The following is a 17,108-nucleotide window of genomic DNA, read 5'->3' as shown; positions in this document are numbered from 1 at the left end:
GGGCGTCCCCACGCGGCTGGCAAGATAGCGTGGCCCGGTAGCAGGCAGAATTCGCAGCCGCGACCGGGCGTTTTTTATGCTGGTGGTGCAGGCGTATGGGGGTAATTGTTGTTGGCCGGCCTGGTGTTGTCGCCGGTGATCATGCGCTGGTGATCGCCGCGCCTATTTCTGGCGCAGTTTTTCCAGCAGTGACGCGACCTTGTGGCGCTGATTGCGGATGATCTGCGGGTCCCTGGTGTACTCGCTGGACCCCTTGACGATGATGTCGGGGACTGCCAGGGCGGCTTTGGCTTCAGCGAGGAGCGTCTCGTCCACGTCGTTCGCGTGGTTGGCGATTGCGCGCGCGAGGAGTTCGTAGTACCAGTGATCTTCGCAGCCGTCGCGGTAATTTTCGACGCGGATAGTTGGCAGCAGGGTGTAGTTCAGGCCGGGACCGAAGAGATTGCCTTCTTCGCTGTCGCCGGCGACAGTTTCGGAGTCCCAGTTGGTGCGTGGCCCGTAGCTGATGATATCGTGCTGCTTGCCCCGCCAAGCGATGACGCCCCAGTAGAGGAAGCCGTCCGGACGGTATTTTTGGGTCATCATGCCCATGAGGAGCCGGGGCATGATGGCGGGGACGTCAAGCATCAAGGTGGGGTGTGGCGGGCGCGGGAAATTGCAGACGTACCACCACACCTGTCGGCCCGCCGCCCGGTTTGCCGCGACCAGCTCTGGGCGGGCGATAAAGCGTGGGGTGATGGGCACCCAGATGTCCACGTCCTTGACTGCTGGCGCATCGGGGCTGCCTAAGCGTCCGCAGGTCATGACCGGAATGTCTGGGTAGCTCTGCTTGATTTCCGCCAGAATGCGCGCGGTCACCGCGTTGAGACTTCCTTCATCGAAGGCGTAGATGTAGCCCTTGTCGGCGAAGCCGAATTCCCGGCAGAGCGGCAGCCACTTATCCAGGTGTTCTTTGACACTGGTGATGAAACGATCGACCTCTGGGTCGTCGGGGTCCATCCAGTAACTGGTATTGAAGCGGCTGTGTCCGGGAGTGCTGGTCAGCTGCAGGGTGCACCAGGCGAAGCTGGTGAGCAGGCCCTTGTCGTGGAGGTACTTGAGTTTGTCGAAATAGTTGCGGCGTGAATCGGCGGTGGTCTGTTCCCAGTAGAGGTGATTGAAGGGGATTTTGTAGTCGGCGCAGACGTCGATGAGATTGCGGGCGAGCGCCTGCGACTTTTCCGGCTCGTCATTCGCCTTGTAGAAGCCAGTCATGCGGGGCTCCAGGACGTGGAATGCCGTTGGCAGGACCGTGCCGTCAGGCAGGGAGAAGTTGAAGACATTGACCAGCAGGGGAAAACTGTAGGGCGCGACGGAGTCGGCGCTGACGCGCAGCGTGGCGCGGTAGGTGCCGGGAGGTGCGTCGCGCGGGGTCTTGAGGCGCGCCCAGAAAGCGACGGTTTCGTGCTCGGCGACATCGCAGCTCTGCTGGTAGGGGATGATGAAATTGGGATAGTGGCCGATGTGTTCCTGCGGGTAATTGTGGCGCTTGTTCAGCGCGTGGCCGACCACCGCGACGTCTGCCGCGATGGCATTGCCCCGCGCGTCAAGAGGCGTTTCGACTTCGACGCGGACGTTTAGCAGGGCGCTGTCGGTTGCGGCGACGACCACTTGGAAGCTCTCGTATTCATTGCCGGCCATATCCAGCGTGTGCGCCGTCGCCGGGACTATTTCCGATCCCGGGCCTTCCAGGAATACGGACGTCATGCTGTCGGCGATGCCGACGCCGAATTGTTTGGCGGTCATTGCTGGCAGAATGCGGGCGTTGTGGCGGCGCAGGAGGGTCAGCGCGTTTTGTTTCGTGTCGCTGGCGCGGCGATTGAAGTCCATGGCGTCGCCATATCTGAAGGTGCCGCCTTTTACCTTGGCGTAGGCGGTGGTTAGGGCTTGGGCCATGGCGTCGAGCTGGGCTCTTTCCGCCTGGTCGAGGGCCTGGCGGGAGACGAGGGCCAGGGTGGCATTCACTTGATCAAGCAGGGCTTCCGGTCGGAATTCAAATTGGAGTTGGTTGATTCTGAAGGTGTGGGCGTTGAAGGAGCCGACGGAAGTGATGACCAGGGACTCGGCGTTGCCCAGGTCGAGCGCCGATTCCCACAGCTGTTGTGAGTCATTGCTTGGGAAGCCCTCGCCGAGAGTGCCGATGCCGTGCCACATACGCTTGCCCCCGGCAGCGATCATCATGCCCAGGTAGTTTCCATAGCCGGCGACCTGTTCGAGGTTGTAAGCGATATGGGTCATGTAGCCCAGATCGCCTTGGCCGAGGGCGCCGCCTTGGTCGGCGCGGAGAGTCAACGACGGATAGCGCGGGGCGCCGTCTAGCCAGGCGTCATTGCTCACTTTGATGTCAGCAAAGTCGTTTGCGCTGATGCGCAGGCCCTGCGTGATTGTTGCGCCGCGCATGATATCGCCGCGCAGATCGTAAAGCCTTGTGACAATACGGTTGGGGTCTGTTGCCGTAGCTGCGCCGGCGCCGGCGCCGGCGGTGGCCGATGGCATGGCGTCCTTGGTGAGGGCGAGCGATATGAGTTTGACGCGGGTTGCTGTCGTGGGCTTGGCCAGGGCGAAATCAATGCGGCTGATCTGAGCGAGCTGGATTTTGTCGGCCAGTTTTGTCAGGTCAATACCAACATCACTGGTGGCGTTTGCCGGCAGGGCGACACTTTCCGTGTGTCTTTTACCCGTCTTGTCACGGAGAGTCACTTTGAAGTCCGTGATGGCCGGGCCGGGGTTTTCGCTTTTGATGACGAGGGTGATATAGCCGCTCCAGTCGCTGCCGCGCATGGCTGAGGCTTTGATATCGACGTATGGCCAGGTTGCGTTGCCAACCGCGTATTTATCGTAGTGAATGAGCAGGCCTTGGGCGCCTTCTTCCGGGCGAATGACTGTGACGCCACGTTTTTCGGGCGGCAGAGTTTCGTTGAAGCCGACATCGCCATAGCTGAAGTCGTATATGGTTTCGTTGGCGAACGCCGTTAGGCTGAGGCACAGTATGGGAAGGTGTAGGAGGTATTTACGTGAGGCTGTCATGTGTGATACCCTGCGTGTTCTCAACTCATTCAGTGTTTGTCGGCACCGGCGTTGAGATGCCTTGGTTATTTTTTGGGGTTCCAGAACTGATGGTACCACGGGCTGGTGGTTTCGGCGACCACTATCACATTGAGCTGCTGCTGTTTGATGGACTCGGTATGCCCGTCGGCGAAACAGGCATTGGCCTGGCCGTTATGCCTGCAGACGGTCTGCTGCCTGGTTATGGTGTTCACGCTGTAGCCCGAGGCGACGCGTGGGGAAGAGCCCACGGAAGCCCAGTCCATGAAGACCATGTTCTCGCTGGGTTTTTGCGCCATGGTGAGCTTGTGCGGGGTGGCGCCGCTGGTGAAGTAGGTGTTGAGGCCGTAGCTGGTGTGGTAATAGAGCGTGAAGCCGCTGGTTTCCATGCTTGGGCAGTAGGCGATCTTCGGTGGCGGGATGGATGAGCTGCTTTGTTTGGGAATGCCCAAGCCGACTTCGTAGAACGACGTCGTCCAAGTGAGGGTACCGCTTAGCTGATTGGGTGCGAAGCCATCGGAGTCGTCTGCGTAGGTGGTAACAGCCAGCCCGTACTGTTTCAAATTGGAGATGCAGGAGGCCGCACGGGCTTTTTCGCGGGCCTTGGCCAGTGCCGGAAGCAGCATCGCCGCCAGGATCGCGATGATGGCAATCACAACCAGGAGCTCAATCAGCGTGAAAGCCCGGCGGGGGCTGCTTGGTTGCAGCTCATGACGCATGTTGCTCTCACCGTTGTGTGACCGTTCGCCGTAGTTTGTTGTCGTGCTCATGCTTGTGACTCCCGGGCTGATTTCATTTTTCATGTTGTGGATTCACGGTACGGAAGGACTCTTTATTCAACGACGGCATGGACAATGCGCGTGTGCTTCGCTGTCGCTTTATGGCGCAAAAGCGGTATCGCGGATGACCAGTGCGGACGGCAGCCTGACAATGATGTGTTCATCGGCGGGCTTTTGCAGGATTTGCAGCATGAGTTCTGCCGCGCGTTGGGCGACCGGCAGCGTCAGGCTGTTGACAGTAGTGAGCAGTGGCGTTGCGAAGGGCGAGTAGCCGGCACCCTCGATGTTGTCCACGCTGAGCAGCTGGAAGTCCTTGCCCGGGTTCAGCCCGGCGTCGAAGAACGCTTCAAGCATGGAGAGACTGACGACGTCCGAGGTCGAGAAGACGAATTTGACCTTGAGGTCCTTGCTGAGCTTCATGCCGAGGCGGTAGCTGGCGACGCCGGAGCGCACGCCCCATTCATCGACGGCGATGTCATGACAGCGCTCCATGGGGTAGCCGGCCGCGGCCAGTTCTTCCCGGAACGTACTCAGGCGCAGGACGCCGTGTTTGTGTTGTTCATAGACGGCGATGATGTCCGGCGGGGCCAGGGCGGTGATTTTTGCGGCTGCTTGTTGCAGGCCGCGGCGGCAGTCCATTACGACTTGGTGGTATGGCAAATCCAGAACGGTTTCCGTTTCGATGACTAGCACGGGCAGCTGGGGTACGGTTGCCAGATTCGCCATGGTTTTCGCGTCGAGGTAGGCACGGGAAAGAATGAACGCATCGAGGGTGGCGGCTATTTTGGCGAAGCGGTCGCGGTTTTCGATTTCCTGGTATTCCAGCAGTGACGGCTCGCAATGCTGCTCTCTGAGCGTCATGGAGAGGGTCTTTGGAATGGCGTCAAGGGCGTCTTTTAGAGCGGGCGTCAGGGGGAAGTGATTAACATCGCCGATGCCGATGCGGTAGGTCCTGGTGCCGGTCTTGCTTGGCAGTTCGCTGACGAAGGTGCCGCGGCCTTGCTCGCGATAGACCAGGCCTTCGACAACCAACTGGCGTACCGCGCGGTCGGCGGTAAGAACCGACACGCCGAATTCCTCGGCCAATTCCTTGTTGGAAGCCAATGCGGTGCCGCTGCGGTACTGACCGGCCATGATTTTGTTGTAGAGTTGATTGCGGATGCTTTGAGCCAGATTCTTTCGCTTAGACGTGATGTTCATAGCTCATATCCTCATTAATAACATACCGTTATCATACTCTTCCTAAACTGTTATGCTAAATGTTACAATATCTTTGGTGCCAAGTCAAGACTTTCGGCAAAAAAAGATAAAAAAAGATTGTTTGTGGCTTGCCGGCGTTGGCGGTGCGCTGCGAGTGAGGGTCGGGGCGCTGGCAAATACGGAGAATTCGGTCACCCATTGATAATTGAGCCGTAGAGATTCAGGCGGAGCCAAACGTGTGTGTTTCCCTGGCCGCGAAGCGACAGCAGCGCTGAAAGCGCGAAACATGCCAGCCCAGGGCAAGCACGCTGTAGGCGTGCGCCGCCCTGGGTACAACGGCGACTCTGTTCGTGTTGCTCGGCCCCTTTGGCCCCAGTCGGCGAAGCTGACTGGGGCCAAAGGGGCAATGGAACACGCTTGCTAACTTGGGGGTGATATTGGATGCCCGACATGTCGCCGTCTAGCGCGGTTGGCCACGACGTGCCTGGCCAATGTGGCGCCCTCCGGGCGCAATTCTAAATTGCTGTCATACCCCTGGTTGCGGCGCCCTCCGGGCGCCTCACCAGGGGTTATGCATGGTGCGGCCCTCCGGGCCGAACGTGGCCAATCTGTCTGATCGATCGTCTTTTATCGCGGACGGATCGGACGGATCGGACGGATCGGACGGATCGGACGGATCGGACGGATCGGACGGATCGGACGGATCGGACGGATCGGACGGATCCGGTTGATTGATCGGTCTGATCTGTCTGATCGGTCGGATCCGGTTGATTGATCGGTCTGATCTGTCTGATCGGTCGGATCCGGCTGCGAAAACCTGCCGCAAAACGTGGTTCCTAGGAGTCCCAGGCGTCGGCCATCAGTCCCCTGAGTCCAATGTGTCATTCCCCATGGTCCCTAGCGTCCCCACAGTCCAATCCATGGGACCATGCCTCATGAATCGTGAGTCCTCGTCCCTGCGCCGCCGTCAAGTAGTCCCAGCGGTCCAAGGCGTCCCCCAGGACCGGCTGGTATCAATGGTTGACCGATTACATACGGATGGAGTGTGTGTCGGCGGGCCTTGTCAGTCGTGCGTTCGGGAGCATATTGAAGGTGCGCGCGGAGCCGGCCGCGAGTGCGGGCGGGGCTGGGCGTTGCGTGATTGAGCATAGCGAGGCAGTTAACACGAAAGGGAAGACATGAAGAAGATATACGCGATCAACGGCAGTCCCCGGCGTAGTGGCAACACGGCGACGGTATTGGAGCATGCGCTCAAGGGGGCGGCCGAGGCTGGAGCCACGACGGCGCTGATTCATCTTGCCGACCTGCGTTTCAGTGGCTGCGTCAGCTGTTTTGCCTGTAAGGTCAAGGGTGGCCCGAGTTATGGCCGCTGCGCCGTAAGGGACGATCTGCGGGCGGTTTTTGACCAGCTGGCGGATGCCGACGGGCTGATTCTGGGCACGCCGGTGTATCTGGGCGGCGAAAGCAGCCTGATGCGGGCGTTCATGGAGCGCTTCTTTTTCCCAGTCATTCGTTACGATGCCGAGCGCACGTCGCTGGTGAACAAGAAATATCCGATTTCTTTCGTCTACACCATGAATGTGCCCCGAGAGCAGATGGGCGCTTTTGGCTACGAAGAGCGTTTTGGGATGTCGCGCTTTTTCGTGAAAATGCTGTATGGGTCGGAGGCGAAGACGCTATATGTCTGCGACACCAAGCAATTTCAGGACTACAGCAAGTACGACGCGCCGCGTTTTGATCCCGCGCACAAAGAGGACGTGCACCGCCAGCAGTTCCCCAAGGACTGCCAGGACGCCTACGCCATGGGCAAGGCCATGGCGTAGGGCTGAGCATGGCGCGGCGTGGGCGCCTGGTCGCGTTCAGGGCCGCAGTTCGTGGCAGCGGAGGGCGGCTGGGCCGATGAGGCCGGCGGGGACGAGTTGGTCGTCTTTCTGCCAGCCTTTCCAGGTCGAGTAGGAGAAGTGTCCCTTGCCGGAGTTGGGCTGATCGTCGAGCACCCACTGTGGCCAGCCATTGACAGTGGGGACGGGCTCGTCATTGCGGGCGTCGCCGATGAGGCGGTTGACCCACAGCGTGGTGACGCGGATGACCAGGCGGTTCGGGCCCTCCCGGAGGTCCTTGGTGACATCGCAGGCGAAGGGCTGTTTCCAGAGCAGCTCGACGACGCGGCCATTGAGTTCGACTTCGGCGAGATTGCGGACCTTGCCGAGGTCGAGCAGCCAGCGCCGAGAGTCCTGCCGGGCGCCGGCGGGCAGGTCGAAACTGCGGGCGTAGGTGACGGTGCCGGCGAAATACTTGACGCCGTCGAGGTCGTGAACGCTGAGGGATATGAGGCGGGGCAGGGCGACGGCTGGCGGGGCGCCGAGATCCGGTGGGAAGCTCAGCTGCCAGTCGTTGCTCAGATCAATGGGCGCTGGGATGGCGTCGACGCTGAGCTCACGGCGCTGGCCAAGCTGGTCGATGACGGCGGCGGTGCCGGGAGCCGTGAAGCAGACGCGCGGCACGCCGTCGACCACGCGTACATACTGCGTTGGCGAAGCCGCTGACAAAGACCGGTCGAAGGCGATCTCGGCGTGCTCGGCATAGACGCGCTGAATTAACCGGCCGTAGACCATGGCGTCAAGCACGAGCTCCTTGAAGCGGTTCGACGCCGGATCGCGCCCGAAGGTCTGGTTGTTGGCGGTGAAGAAGAGCCCGTTGGGGGTGATGAGCTTGCGGATGGTGTCGCTGACGTCCATGCCGTCCTGGTCGCCGCGGGCGCGGTACATGGCGCGGGTGATGACGATGCTGGCGTCCTCCGCGGTGGCACCGGCGGCGGCTTGGCTGACGAGGTCGCGGAAGTGGGCGGTGGTGTTGCCGTCGGTGCTGGCGGGGGCGAAGACCACGAAGAGCGAACCGTGGGGCGGGAGCGCAAGGCGCACGGCTGTGTGAGACTCCAGGCGTTGCCAGAGTGCGGCGGGCTCGTCCAGGCCGCTGTCGGGATACCACAGCGACGGCACGCGGTCGGCGGGGACGCGAAAAGCCATGTCCTTGGTGAGGAAGGCGTCGCTGCTCTGGTTGACGATGAAGAAGATGTCGAGCTGGCCGCGGCGGCGATGGACGGTGCTGAGGCCGCGGGGGACGACAGCGCTGGCGCCACTGCGGGGGACGACGATGGCTGGGGGGACGGCGCATGCCTGCAGGGCGGCGAGGGGCTTGTCGCTGCAAATGATGCTGCCGGCGCCGACTTGCCGGCGTTGGCCGGCGGCGAGATCGCCCCAGAGTTCCTGGCGCAGGGTGCTATGTTCGTCGGGCGTGTCGGTTAGCGATGGCGAGGCGGCGGGCGCGATGCCGGCGATAGTGGCGCCGGCGTGGAGTAGATCGCGCAGGGTGCGGAGGGTTTTGCAGCTCAGATAGCGGTCGGGGCCGAGGAAGAGCAGGGCGTAGCTGGCGCCGGATGGCGCGACCACGCGGCCGTTGCTGACCTTGAGGGAGTCGTAGAGATCATCGACGCAGCAGTAATCGAAGGCGTAGCCGGCATTGGTGAGCTCGGTGATGGCCGGGTAGTGATTGGGGCGGCTTTCGCCGGCGAGGACGAGGACATCGCGGACGGCGTGGCCCTGCTGAAGGAGGAACTGGCTGCGGTTGATGTAATCGACCCACGCGTGACCGTATGGCCACCAAGTGTTGCTGCGCGAGAGATGGGCGCCGTGGCGGCCGAGGGTCATGCCGGGGCGCACATTGAGCCACGGCTGGTGGACGAAGCTGTGCATGATCAGCTGTGAGATGCCGTTGCACCACGCGCGGTCGCCGTATTCCTTGAGCTGGCGCGGGTCTTGTTGCCAGCGGCCGGGGAGGGCCTCGGTGGTGAAGGCCTCGGCGCCAACGCGCGCGCGGCCGTGGACGTTGGCGGCGGAGCCGGGGAAGATGGCCGGCAGCTCTCTTTCGATCCAGAATTCGCCGGTGGGGATGTCGGCATGGCGGGCGCAACGGAGGTAGTTGAAGGGCCCGCCGTAGCTTTCGGTGATGGCGACCAGGCCGTGCTGGTGGCAGAGTTCGCTGAAGACATCGAAGTACTCTTCGGCGAAAAGTTCGGCGACGCTGCGTTGGAAATCGAAGAGGAAGCGGGCGCTGTCCTCGGCCGCGCCGACCTGGTAGCCGAGGACGGCCGGGAGGTAGCGCAGGAGGTCGTAGCCACGGCGGCGGGCGAATTGCTGGTCGAAGCCGCTAGTCCAGTTTTGGCCGCCGACTTCATAGCTGTCGATGGTGACGTATTTGAGGGCGCCCTGCAGGTCTTGCTGGAAGACATCGACCATGTGCGGCCAGTGGGCTTCGAGGCCGCGGCGGTTGAGTTTATCGCATTCGAGACCACGGAGAAAGGCCGGGGCATTCATTTTGCCGGTGGGGGTGTGGCCAATGCGCAGAATGGTCCAGCGGCCGGGCGGCGGCGCCCAGGTGATGCTGCCGTCGGGCTGGAGTTTTGCCGTCAAATCAATGATCGCCTCGGGGCTGATGCCGCTGTCCTGTGGCGCTGGTGGCGCTGGGCGGTAGGCGAAGCTGCTGCCGGCGGAATTGACGGCATCGACATTGGCGATCATGGGCGCCGTCAACAGCCGAATGCCATTGAGGCGGACATCGACTGGCCGGATGAACACCGGCGGCACGAGGTGCTGGAAGCTCAGGCGGAAGACGCGGGCGCTGACGGCCGGGCTGATGCTGCTGTACTTGGGGCCGCGCTGGTCGTTGTGGAGCCCGTAGTTGAAACGGCAGGCGGGCTGGAAGCTGGTGCCGTCCTGAGAGACCTCAAGTTGACCGCTGATGTAGAGGTGGGTTTCGCTGAAGGTCAGTTCCAGGGCGCGGACCGTCATGGGCTCGTCATAACTGAGGGTGATGACGGCGCTGGTGTCCTTCTCCTTGACGGGGAGGGCGACGGCGCTGGCGCGGTCGTTGTCAAGGAGGACTTCCGGGTGATCGGTGGTGAAATCGCAGGTGATGGTCGGTGGCGCGTGGTGATTGAGGTCGGGGAAAGCCAGCACGGCGATATCGCGATAGAAGTCGTGGCGGGTTTCGGGCTGGGGGAGGACGACGCGTTGTTCGTCGGGGCCACTGACGCTGGTTTCGGAGGCGACGACGAATTGCATGGCCACATCGGGGGTGATCCAGGGTCCGCCGGAGCTCGACCAGCCGGGGCAGTTGTGCATGCCGAGGTCGATGCCGAGGCGGCGCGCTTCGGCGCCAGTGTGGCGGAGGAGTTCGCGCCATTCGTCGCTGAGGACTTGCGGGTACTCGCCGGGCGGGTTGGGGCTCATGGATGCGGAGAAGATATGGGCGGCTTCGTAGCCGATGTCACGCATGGACTCCAGGTCGGCGCTGATGCCCTCTTTGGTCACCATGCGGCTGGACCAGTGCCACCAGGTCTGGGCGCGGCCGCCCGAGGGGGGCGAGCGGAAGCCGGCGCGGAGTTCATCCAACGCCAGACAGGGAAGGACAGCGGTCAACAGGGCGGCAGCCAACACAGTGAAGCGGAAGGACATAACGGCGGGCCTTTCTCCTGCGGGTGGACGATGGTTGGCGGCAATGACGCGGTGAGTGTGGTCGGGAGCCCGGCTGGGGCGCACAGCGGTTTGCGCCCGGCCGGCTATCCGGGTGCAGATGTTACTGCATGATGATCAGGTTGTAGCCACTGGGGTCTTTGCTGCGGCCGATGCCCTTGCCCCAGGTCATGAAGCCCTTGCGGCCATTGCCGTCGTTGTCGTTGACGAGGATGCTGGCGGCGAGGGTCGCGCCGGGTTCGAAGGCTTTGGTGCCGAGGACCTGCGCTGGTATGATCAGCGTGTACACGCGGGTGGTGGCGCTTTCGGCGATGGTGCAGCGGACCTCGCTGATGACGCCGGGCGTCCGGCCGGTCTGGCTTTCGCGGAGGAAGACCTCCGGGCCGCGTGGCGTGAGGGCGACGTCGAGTTCGGTGCGCCGGGGGATGTTCTGCTGATTGTCGTCAAGGATTTGCAGGCCGAGCTGGATGCCGTCTTGTCCCCAGGCGTTTTCGGCGTTGTCGGAGTTGAGGAGGACATCGTCCTTGACGGTGATGGTCAGTTGGAGCTGATCGCGGTCGTAGTTGACGGTGAAGCTGGTATCGAGGTCATCGGGGCCGCCGTAGGGCGTGTCGCCCAGGCGGTCGTAGTTGTTGATTTGGGCGAAGTGCACTGGCATGGCCGGCTGGCCCATCGGGGCGGCGATGGCGCTGCGGTGGGGGATGCGCAGGATGCTGCGCAGTGGGCGGGCGTTTTCCGGGTAGGGGCGTGGCGTGCAGCTGTCGATGCGGACTTGACTGAGATCGCCGCTGATAATGGTGGGCATCTGGCTGAGGGTGCAGCTGTAGAGCTGCGGGTCGGGCTTGGCGCTGCGATCGACTCGGCGCTCGGCGGTGGCCCAGGGGCGGTGGCCCCAGGTGCCACGACGGGCAATTTCGCCGGCGCGGCGGACGGCGAGGGACGTGGGCTTGGCGGCGTCGCTGCGCAGGACCAGCTGGACTTCCTCCTCGCTGCTGGTCGTCCAGGCGGCCAGGACATCGTCCTGCCCGAGCTTGAAACGGAGGATCCACAGGTCTTCGCGGCCGGCATCGACCTGTTCGACGAACTGGCCGTCTTTGATGAGGGTGCTGATATCGCGGAGGACATTGAAGGACGGCTTGGGAGTGAGGTCCGGGCGGACCAGCCCGAAGTTGTTTTCGTTGTAGTTGTAGGCCCAGCCGTCGTCCTGGAAGTCGTACCACCAGATGCCTTTGATGTAGGGGATGGTCTTGGCCAGCAGGTACACCCTGGCGAGGTTTTGGGCGCTGGTCTCGTAGCTGCTGCCGCGGGCGCCGATATGCGTCGGCCAGCCCATTTCAGTGATGACCAGGGGCTTTTCCTGGCCGTTGTTGTAGCTTTTGATCATTTCGCGGATGTTGTGCATGCGTTCGAGCCACGCCTGCTCGGGCTTGCTGTCCGCGCGGCCGTAGACGTAGGTGTGCAGGCAGAGAATGTCGCAGTAATTGGCCAGGCCCTGCTTGAGAGTCTCTTCGAAGAACTCGTCGCCGGTGCAGACGGAGTTGCTGATGACGGCGGCATTGGGGTCGATTTTCTTGATACGGGGATAGACGGTGCGGATGACTTTCATGTAGCTGTCCACATCGCCGCGGCCGAATTTATCGCGGTTCATACCGCAGCCGCCGTCCCATTCATTCCAGATCTGGTAGAGTTGGACGCGGCCCTTGCCGTGGCTGACCATGGTTTCGCAGTAACGGGCGTAGCCTTCGACGGCTTCGTCGCTGCGGGGGTAGCTGCCGCCGTCGTAGAAGCGGTTGGCGTAATTGAGGATGATGAGCGGCAGGATGCCGCGGTCACGGGCGCCGTTGATGTACTGGTCGTAGATTGAGGGCACCACCAGCTTGTCTTTCTCGCCCTCGACAATGCCCCAGGTGCATTCGTCGCGCAGGGCCATGATGCCGGCTTCCTGGAGGAGATCGAGGTTGTTGGGAATGCTGCCCTTGCCCTGGATGAAGTGGGTCTGCGCGCCGATGATGAAATTCGGCAGACCGAATTTTTCGTATGGGTCGGTTTGGGCGTTGGCGGTGAGGGTGGCGATGACGGCGACGATGCTGACGACAAGGAAGGCGAGATGGCGTGACATGGGAGTAGTCCTTTCGGGGTGGGTGGCGGCTATATGTTGGATTTATTGCGCGGGTGTTGGCGGGGTGACGGTGGCGGCGTCTGCGGCTGGCGTCCAGGTGAATAGGTCGAAGAGCATGCGTGTTTGGCCGATGAAGCCGCGAGTGTAGTCGATGGTCACTGCGTAGAACGACACGGGGTAGTCGATGACGCCGTCCTTGTTGCCGCCCCAGTTGCTGCGGTGCTTGTATGGCGTGCCGACGGGCACGGCCACGGTGGACCACTGGCCCGTGCGGAGCCGCGTGGTTTCGGGCTGGTGGTACTGGAAGAACTCGCCCGTGCGGTCTTGGATGCGCACGCAGACCGCGAGCATGGCGTCTGCCGGGTCCGAGAAGATGTCCAGCTGTAACACGCCGTTGAATTCGGCGGCGTTGTTGGCGATCAAGACCGGCTTGTTTGGGCGCAGTTCGGAGTATTGGAAGACCGTCGGCGTGGCCGTGACCTGTAGGACCTTGCCGATGACCGGCGAGTAGTCGATCAGTGAGATGCTCTGGCGCCACGGTTCGGCGTTGGTGAGCAGCCAGTTGCAGGCGCCGTCGGCGCTGGCCAGGGGAATGACGCCACGCAGAGGCGCGTCGCCCGCGCGCGACGTTGTCGCGATGGCGAGGAAGGCGAGGAAGACGAGGACCAGGGCGGCAAGCGCGGCGCGCCGGGCAGGGCGCGCGTGGCGTAGGCGTGCGGCGGGTTGGTTGGACATGGCGTGGCTCCTGTTGCGGGGCTTGGGGAATGACGGGGGTTGGCCGGACTGCTTTGGCCGGGGCGGCGACAGATTTGGGTGGGCTTATGCGAGTGCCAGCGTGCACGTGTCGTTGTCGATGAGAATCTTCTGGCCTTTGGCGTCGGCACTTTTGCGGATGGCCAGGCAGGCGAGGTGGGCGTTGACGGCGTCGCGCAGATTGTGTGGCGATTCGCGGTCTTCGCGGATGCAGTCGATGAAGTGGCCGACCATGGCAGGGAAGGGATGGTCATAGACATTGCCGGAGTTTTTGCTGCCGGTGTCGATGGTGAAATAGTCCGCCTGACCGGCGAAGCGGCGCAGGTAGAAACGGTCGTTCATGATGGTGCCTTTTTCGCCCAGGACGTGGATGTTCGCGGTGTAGGGATTGCAGCCGACCAGCGAGCAGGTGAAGACGCCGAGGGCGCCATTGCTGAAGCGGACCTGCGCGGTTTCTACCGGCGGATACTCGTAGTAATCGCCGACCATGGCGGCATCGCCGCGTACCTCGCAGATATCGGCGCCGACGATGTAGCGGGCCATGTCCACGGAATGGCAGCCGGCGAGGATGAAGGCGCCGCCGCAGTCGTCGCGGTGTTTCATCCAGCCGGGGCGTTCGCGGCCGAACCAGTAATCGACATTGGCCATGAAGACCCGCCCGAGTTCGCCCTCTTGAACGAGTCGGCGCTGCATGGCGACCAGCGGTTTGAAGCGCAAAATGAAGCCCACCATGGATTTCACGCCAGCGCCCTCGACCGCCGCGATCATGGCCGGGAGGTCCTCTTCGCGGATGGCGATGGGCTTTTCGATGAAGACGTGCTTGCCGGCCTTGGCCGCCATGATACACTCCTGCGCGTGCTGGTTGTTGGGCGTGCAGATGGAAACGATGTCCACTCGTTCGTCAGCCAGCAGCGCGGCGAAGTCGGTATAGGCGGCAGTCGCAATGCCGAATTCCTTCTGTTTGGCCTCAATGCTGCTGCTGGAACGGCTGCCGAGGGCGACGACCTCGCAGGCCGGATGGCGCAGATAGGCGTTGATGTGGCCGCTGGCGACCCAGCCGCAACCCCATACCGCACAACCGTATTTGCCTTGTCGCATTGCTGTACCTCCTGAACAAATAAAACGTGGAAAGGATTCCGCTACCGATGACCGGCGTGTCTGCCGGGCGTGGGCGGCGGTTCTGATCGGCCTAATATACACAGCCGACCCGGCAGCGAAAGCACACGTATGGGGAAGGGGGAGTCTGGGAGTAATCGGTCAGCCATTGATAATTGAGCCATAGAGCAACAGGCGGCCCAAGGCGCGCCCCTGTCACAACCGTGGTGCGGGCTTTTAGCCCGCGCCGTCGCCAGCTGTCAGCAGGCGGAGCCTGGCGCGCGCCAGGCATCCCAGGCCGCGAAGCGGCAGAAGCGCTGAAAGCGCGAAGCATACCAGCCCAGGGCAAGCGACGCCAAAGGCGGAGCGTCGCCCTGGGTAAAGCGCCAGTATTGTTCGTGTTCCTCGGCCTCTTTGTCCCCAGTCGGCGAAGCTGACTGGGGACAAAGAGGCAATGGAACTCACTTGCTTACCTGGGGTTGACGTCGGCGGCATGCCGTGCGTCCATTCTCAATGGCTCCTATGAAACCTGTTGCCGCAATCGGTCAGCCATTGCTATTGGATGCACGACATGCCCCCTCCGACGCGGTAAGACGGGACGTGCCTAACCAATGTGGCGCCCTCCAGGCGCAATTTTAAGTTGTCGCCTCACCCCTGGTTGCGGCGCCCTCCGGGCGCCTCACCAGGGGTTATGCATGGTACGGCCCTCCGGGCCGAACTTGGCCGATCAGACGACTTGCTTTGTCCGAATCGGGCCGAAAACCACCATCATTAAATATCCATGTTTTTGCGCCGTAGGCGCATAACCATGCTTAACCCCAGGCTTTAGCCTGGGGACGCCGCCTGCCAACAGACAGTGCCTCGTAGAGGCACCACAGTTTTGGTAATCAATCACTCCTATGAAACCTGCTGCCGTAAAGGTCGGCGGAAATCAAGATCGAATGGTTGAGCGGCGACTGGCCGTGGGTTTCCAGCAAATTGTCCCCGGTGTTTTCCGCACCGGGGGGGGCACTGACCGATTACGTCTGGGAGTCCTGGGAGCGCCGCTGGGACGGCGGCAAAGGCGTTTGCTATCCGCTGATTCCGCTGATTTTCGCAGATTTTTTTATTGAAGATGTGCTGCTTGGCCGTCCAATTTGCGCGACAGCAGTTGAGCAGTCGCCTGGGGTGTTCAATCAAGGAGAAAATGGTCAAAATAGTCTGGAGTGAGAATGTTGGTTACGGCGTTTGGGTAGGCTTTGAGGAAAGCTTGTGGAATACGCGCTTTGCTATTTTGGCGCAACTTAATTTCCCAAGCATACAGTTGCCCCTGCGCTTCTTCGAGATAGTCGATCTCGTGGCTTTGTGGAGCAAGGGTTCGCCAAAAGAACGTGCGGGGAGGGAATGGCAGATTCCGGATTTTCTTGAAGCGTTCAATGATGAGATAATTTTCCCACATTCCACCCGCATCGGTTCGTGAGTCTAACGACGTGAAGTTGTTGATAACGGCATTGCGGATGCCGAGATCACAGAAATAGATTTTTCGGCTCTTTTTGATCTCGTTACGGAGATTCGTGCTATAGGCGCCAAGGGGAAAGAGGATGTAGCATTTCACCAGCAGGTCGATGTAACGTTCAATGGTTTTGCAGTCTGTCCCGGTCAAGCCCGCTAGCTCCTGGTAGTTGACCTCCGAGCCGATTTGCATAGCGAGTGCACGAATGAGCTTGTCAAGAATGCTCGTGCGGCGGAGTCCTTCCAGGGCGAAAATGTCTTTGAATAAATAACTCCCGGCAAGTTCGCTTAAGCGTTGTTGTTCGTCGCCGGGATGCGTCACGACATCGGGATAGCTCCCGTAGAGCATGCGCCGCTCCCTTTCTCGTTTTTCCGCAAACAGCCCATGCTCCTCACAGAGTTCTGCGAAAGAAAACGGGAACAACTGGTATTCAAACTTGCGGCCAGTGAGTGTCTCGGCCGTACGGTTCATCAACTCAAAAGACGACGAACCACTAGCGATGACCTGTACGTCTGGCAATTCGTCTACCACTAATTTCAGGGCTAAGCCGACGTTTTCAATGCGTTGAGCTTCGTCGAGCACCAGAATCGACCGCTTGCCCAGCAGGCGTTTCCAGCTGGCAGTTGTAATGCCACTCAAGGTCTGACGAGTATCTGGATCATCGCCATTCAGCCAAAGCACCTGGTCGCTATAGCTGGCGACCAGGTGCTTAATCATGGTGGTTTTACCACACTGGCGTGGGCCGTACAAGATGATGGCTTTGCCAGTGAAAAGGCGGCCAGATATCTCATCACTCAATGCTCTTTTGATGTAGTTCATCGCGATAGTATCCTTAACAGGTTGATCGTGTGAAATCCTATAATACTTGAGTAATTTCGGAATACAAACCAATAAAACTATATCCTGGGGTTTTGTAATCGTTCAGGGATTGATAAACACTGGCTCTACGGCCTTGGACTTTTTCGCGGACGGATCGGGCGGATCAATCAGACTGATCCGTCCGATCCGTCCGATCCGTCCGATAAAGGAGGCTCCCCCAGCGCCGCGCGCCGCTA

Annotated in this window: 10 protein-coding genes; 2 read left to right on the top strand and 8 right to left on the bottom strand. The window is 61.3% G+C overall.

The genetic code is table 11. The features are described 5' to 3' along the window. Nucleotides 1–162 precede the first annotated feature (162 nt). The 3 genes from J3R75_RS01920 to J3R75_RS01910 form a co-directional block, all read right to left on the bottom strand. Nucleotides 163–3,066 (bottom strand): glycoside hydrolase domain-containing protein, encoded by a 2,904-nt coding sequence (locus J3R75_RS01920; protein ID WP_307259618.1) that lies wholly within the window; start codon nt 3,064–3,066, stop codon nt 163–165. A 65-nt stretch (nt 3,067–3,131) separates the two neighbouring features. After that, nucleotides 3,132–3,854 (bottom strand): DUF1559 family PulG-like putative transporter, encoded by a 723-nt coding sequence (locus J3R75_RS01915; RefSeq protein ID WP_307259617.1) that lies wholly within the window; start codon nt 3,852–3,854, stop codon nt 3,132–3,134. A gap of 108 nt (nt 3,855–3,962) precedes the next feature. Continuing rightward, nucleotides 3,963–5,063, bottom strand: coding sequence for a GntR family transcriptional regulator (locus tag J3R75_RS01910; protein ID WP_307259616.1), 1,101 nt, complete (start codon nt 5,061–5,063; stop codon nt 3,963–3,965). A gap of 1,178 nt (nt 5,064–6,241) precedes the next feature. Here J3R75_RS01910 and J3R75_RS01905 point away from each other — a divergent pair. Continuing rightward, nucleotides 6,242–6,886 carry a flavodoxin family protein gene (locus J3R75_RS01905; protein ID WP_307259615.1) on the top strand — a complete coding sequence of 215 codons (645 nt, stop codon included), beginning with the start codon at nt 6,242–6,244 and terminating at the stop codon, nt 6,884–6,886. Between the two features lie 36 nt (nt 6,887–6,922). Here J3R75_RS01905 and J3R75_RS01900 read toward each other — a convergent pair whose 3' ends face one another. The 4 genes from J3R75_RS01900 to J3R75_RS01885 form a co-directional block, all read right to left on the bottom strand. Next, complete coding sequence (locus J3R75_RS01900; RefSeq protein ID WP_307259614.1) at nt 6,923–10,576, bottom strand: glycosyl hydrolase; 3,654 nt, start codon at nt 10,574–10,576, stop codon at nt 6,923–6,925. 121 nt (nt 10,577–10,697) lie between these two features. Continuing rightward, nucleotides 10,698–12,713 carry a sugar-binding protein gene (locus tag J3R75_RS01895; RefSeq protein ID WP_307259613.1) on the bottom strand — a complete coding sequence of 672 codons (2,016 nt, stop codon included), beginning with the start codon at nt 12,711–12,713 and terminating at the stop codon, nt 10,698–10,700. A 42-nt stretch (nt 12,714–12,755) separates the two neighbouring features. Beyond that, the gene (locus J3R75_RS01890) at nt 12,756–13,448 is read right to left on the bottom strand and encodes a hypothetical protein (protein ID WP_307259612.1); all 693 of its coding nucleotides are present in this window, start codon (nt 13,446–13,448) and stop codon (nt 12,756–12,758) included. An 84-nt stretch (nt 13,449–13,532) separates the two neighbouring features. Further along, on the bottom strand, nt 13,533–14,564 hold the full coding sequence (locus J3R75_RS01885) for a Gfo/Idh/MocA family protein (RefSeq protein WP_307259611.1): 1,032 nt from the start codon (nt 14,562–14,564) through the stop codon (nt 13,533–13,535). A 942-nt stretch (nt 14,565–15,506) separates the two neighbouring features. Between J3R75_RS01885 and J3R75_RS01880 the strand changes: the two genes are divergently transcribed. Next, nucleotides 15,507–15,770, top strand: coding sequence for a hypothetical protein (locus tag J3R75_RS01880; RefSeq protein ID WP_307259610.1), 264 nt, complete (start codon nt 15,507–15,509; stop codon nt 15,768–15,770). Here J3R75_RS01880 and J3R75_RS01875 read toward each other — a convergent pair. Then, on the bottom strand, nt 15,733–16,872 hold the full coding sequence (locus J3R75_RS01875) for an ATP-binding protein (RefSeq protein WP_307259609.1): 1,140 nt from the start codon (nt 16,870–16,872) through the stop codon (nt 15,733–15,735). The genes J3R75_RS01880 and J3R75_RS01875 overlap by 38 nt on opposite strands. Between the last annotated feature and the right edge of the window lie 236 nt (nt 16,873–17,108).

Origin of the sequence: Oligosphaera ethanolica, assembly GCF_030814695.1 — a bacterium.
In the GTDB taxonomy this organism is placed as follows: domain Bacteria; phylum Verrucomicrobiota; class Lentisphaeria; order Oligosphaerales; family Oligosphaeraceae; genus Oligosphaera; species Oligosphaera ethanolica.
Note: the sequence above shows the minus strand (reverse complement) of the source record. Positions and strands in the feature narration are given on the sequence as shown.

Bases quoted from the DNA above. Each gene is read 5' to 3' on its own strand.
- J3R75_RS01920 (WP_307259618.1), bottom strand. From the start codon at position 3,066: ATGACAGCCTCACGTAAATACCTCCTACACCTTCCCATACTGTGCCTC.
- J3R75_RS01915 (WP_307259617.1), bottom strand. From the start codon at position 3,854: ATGAGCACGACAACAAACTACGGCGAACGGTCACACAACGGTGAGAGC.
- J3R75_RS01910 (WP_307259616.1), bottom strand. From the start codon at position 5,063: ATGAACATCACGTCTAAGCGAAAGAATCTGGCTCAAAGCATCCGCAAT.
- J3R75_RS01905 (WP_307259615.1), top strand. From the start codon at position 6,242: ATGAAGAAGATATACGCGATCAACGGCAGTCCCCGGCGTAGTGGCAAC.
- J3R75_RS01900 (WP_307259614.1), bottom strand. From the start codon at position 10,576: ATGTCCTTCCGCTTCACTGTGTTGGCTGCCGCCCTGTTGACCGCTGTC.
- J3R75_RS01895 (WP_307259613.1), bottom strand. From the start codon at position 12,713: ATGTCACGCCATCTCGCCTTCCTTGTCGTCAGCATCGTCGCCGTCATC.
- J3R75_RS01890 (WP_307259612.1), bottom strand. From the start codon at position 13,448: ATGTCCAACCAACCCGCCGCACGCCTACGCCACGCGCGCCCTGCCCGG.
- J3R75_RS01885 (WP_307259611.1), bottom strand. From the start codon at position 14,564: ATGCGACAAGGCAAATACGGTTGTGCGGTATGGGGTTGCGGCTGGGTC.
- J3R75_RS01875 (WP_307259609.1), bottom strand. From the start codon at position 16,872: ATGAACTACATCAAAAGAGCATTGAGTGATGAGATATCTGGCCGCCTT.